Genomic DNA, 2,914 nt, shown 5'->3' with positions numbered 1-2,914 from the left:
GGCGAGAAAGGGAGCGGGGTCTTCTTCATCGATCGGGCGGTGGCCGAGATGCTGCGGAACAAGTGACGTTGCTGGCAACCTTTTTGCAGCTATCCTCCGAGGTTTCAGCGGCACACCCTGCGGTGGCATCGGTTTCATCGAAGAATACGCACCCCGGGGCCACCCTCCCGGGGTTTTCACACCGAGAGGCCGCCAGGCTGCCGGCAAAAGAACCGTCCGGAGGGACAAAGATTGTCACGGCAGACGCCAGGTGCTTCCTTGCCCGGCGCCCGGCACCGGCAACAATCCCTAGCTGCTGAACCGATCATCCGGGCTTATCCGGAATTTTTCCGAAGGAGGAGATGTGCAATGAAAAAACTGGCAGCAGTCCTGGCCCTATTCACCCTTTCCCTGGCGGCGGCCCTTCCCGTCCAGGCGGCAGAGTTCATCAGCGGCCGGGCCGGGTTCTACTTCCCCGACGAAGGCGGGTTCGACAACGGCTACAACCTCGGCGTCTCCTACGGCTTCAACCTCTCGGATATTCTGACCGAGACCGTGAAAGCGAACCCCGCGATCGCCAATGTGACCACCGAGTTCGGCATCGGGATCTACCACGCCGAGCGCGATTTCCGCTTCTTCGGCGACATCGAGCTCACCGTCATCCCCCTCACCGTCTCCTTCATCTATAACCAACCCATCCCGGACACCCTCTTCGAGATCTACGGCGGCGGCGGTCCCGGCCTGTACTACGCCATGCTCGACGCGCCTGGCGACGACGATAGCGAGCTCGAATTCGGTGTCCACCTCCTCGCCGGCGGCGCCCTCAACCTCCAGCAGCAGCTCGCCCTCTTTGCCGAACTGCGTGGTGACCTGGTCACCGACGATGTCGGCGGCGGGTTCCTCAACTTCGGGGTGAGATACAAGTTCTGAGAATTACCCCAGGCACAAAAACGAAGCCCCCGGGAGGACACTTCCGGGGGCTTTTTCTATGAAAATGCGATCACGCCTTTCAACTGGGCGGTTCTGCCATTACTGCCTGGTCCGCCGCGGAAAGTCGATGAACAGCGGCCGTTCATTGATAGCGGCGGGCGAATTGACGATTTTGCCACAGGCATCGGTAAAGACGGCGCCTGACAGCTGTTCAGCGCTGAAGACGTCCGTCAGCTCGACCACCTTCCCGTCCCGGCACCAACAGACGTGAAACATTTCATTGTCGGACCCGGTAAAGGCAAAATGACTGAGCCCATGGACCGCATGCGCCGCATTATCGCAGTAGGCGTTGCGCAGGCGCTGAGCGACATAGCCGAGGGCAAAGAAAGCGGGAGTGACGATAAAATCGTCGACATTCCCACGCACGCTTCCATAGAACGAGGAATGGTCGACTTCGGGATAGCCGGCAGCACGGTCATCGATCAGGCCATCGCGCCCGCAGATCAGCGGCCCCCAGTACACCCGACTCAGTGCCCCGCTGGTAGCGGCCAGCACCAGGTAGCGCGCGAGGTAGTCCACCTTCTTGTCTTGCGGATAGGCAGATCGCCGACTGAGGCGTTTGGTCGTCCAGAAGTTGCACGTCGAGACGGTACGCTTGCAGCCGGCCCTCTCCCCCACGTATTGCAAAAGGCGCGCTTTCTTGGCCAGATTGAGCTTGAGCAGATTGGTCGCCCACTTTCCCAGCACCCGATGGTCGTAAGCCTCCGGCTCGACGACCCGCTCGACGAATAAATTGTCGGTATGGACTTCGGGGACGCGGGATATGCGCCGCATGGCGGACAAGAACGCGGCGTTATAAGTCGGTTCAAAGTCTTGAACATTCGGGCCGGCCAGGGAAACGGGATAATTTTTCGCCGCATCGCAGGCTATCTCCCAGGCCTGCAAGTATCTGCGCGGGCTGAAACCGGTCCATTTCTTCCGGTTGGGGGTGCTGCCGATTTCAAAGACCTCTACGCGCTGCGCGTAGCGGTCGAACACCTCGACCAGGAAGCGCCGCCATTGCTCCTGCACGCTGCTGTCCGTCAGCAACCTCCTGGCCGCGTCCATCGGTGGCAGCACCACCAGGGAAACCCTGAAATGGTTATCGAGCAGCTTCTCCAGAAACCTTGCAGCAGGACCATCGACGCTGCCATAGCTGAAAGCCAGGCGCACATTATTAATGCCCAGTTCCTGCAGACGGGCAATGACGTATTCATCGCAATGCTCGTCTTCAGAAGTAGCGACATTGATGCCGAAGAAATCTTCAGGAATACGCAAAGACGCACCCGGCTTATGGCACAGGCGGCCCCAGGCGGCAGGAGAAAACAAGGTGGAGCAAACATCCCAAACGGCGAGGGGAATACAATAACGGAAGCGAAGTAGCTTGTTCAAAACAGATCGGCCCTGTCAATTGCTGTTAAATGAGGGGGAATGCCATGGGCCGTCAATCCATCAAACAGCCAGACCGGGAGATCGATGACAGGAGCCTGTCTTGAGGCGAATGACACAACCGTCGCCCTCAAAACGACTTTTGAATTTTTACACCGGTTCCTGCCCCACTGTCAAGGGCAACGCTTAGGGGCTGTGGACAGGGCCGCGATTCAGTGGGGTGCAGCGAAAACGCGCTGCGGATTTTCGTCCCGCAGCGCGTTTTATTTTGCAAGGGTGCAGACACGAAAATATGCGTTCCTGCTCGTCGTGGTCGTGCTTGACCTCTTCCCAGCCGGTGAGCATCGGCTTGAAGTACGCCAGCGGCGAGCTGCCGAGAGTGGCCAGGTAGACGTGGGTGAAGAGGAAGGCGCACAGCGAGCAGGCCAGCAGGAAATGCACCGAGGCGACCAGCTTGATGCCGCCGACGAGCACCGCCAGGGCGCGCATCGGGCCGACGTTCATCAGCATGAGCCCGCTCAAAATCACCAGCGGCACCAGCACCATCATGATCACCAGGTAGGCCGATTTCTGCATC

At 59.4% G+C, this 2,914-nt stretch carries 3 protein-coding genes; 1 reads left to right on the top strand and 2 read right to left on the bottom strand.

What is annotated here, in order from left to right:
- The first annotated feature begins 348 nt into the window (after positions 1 to 348).
- A complete protein-coding gene (locus tag VD811_00705) occupies positions 349 to 909 on the top strand; it encodes an outer membrane beta-barrel protein (protein HXV19490.1) in 561 nt (186 codons plus the stop codon).
- A gap of 99 nt (positions 910 to 1,008) precedes the next feature.
- On the opposite strand, the gene VD811_00700 is transcribed toward VD811_00705, so the two are convergent.
- Together VD811_00700 and VD811_00695 are read right to left on the bottom strand one after the other, a co-directional pair.
- Entirely contained in the window at positions 1,009 to 2,340 is a 1,332-nt protein-coding gene (locus VD811_00700; protein ID HXV19489.1) for a hypothetical protein, read from the bottom strand.
- 183 nt (positions 2,341 to 2,523) lie between these two features.
- A partial coding sequence (locus VD811_00695) for a cytochrome b/b6 domain-containing protein (protein HXV19488.1) occupies positions 2,524 to 2,914 on the bottom strand: 391 nt, incomplete at its 5' end.

This window comes from Desulfuromonadales bacterium (assembly GCA_035620395.1).
Taxonomy (GTDB): Bacteria; Desulfobacterota; Desulfuromonadia; order Desulfuromonadales; family DASPGW01; genus DASPGW01.
The sequence above is the reverse complement of the archived record's forward strand: the minus strand, read 5'-3'. Positions and strand labels throughout refer to the sequence as shown.

What these genes read in the sequence shown, in the direction of transcription:
- VD811_00705 (HXV19490.1), top strand. Translation starts at nt 349, where the DNA reads ATGAAAAAACTGGCAGCAGTCCTGGCCCTATTCACCCTTTCCCTGGCG.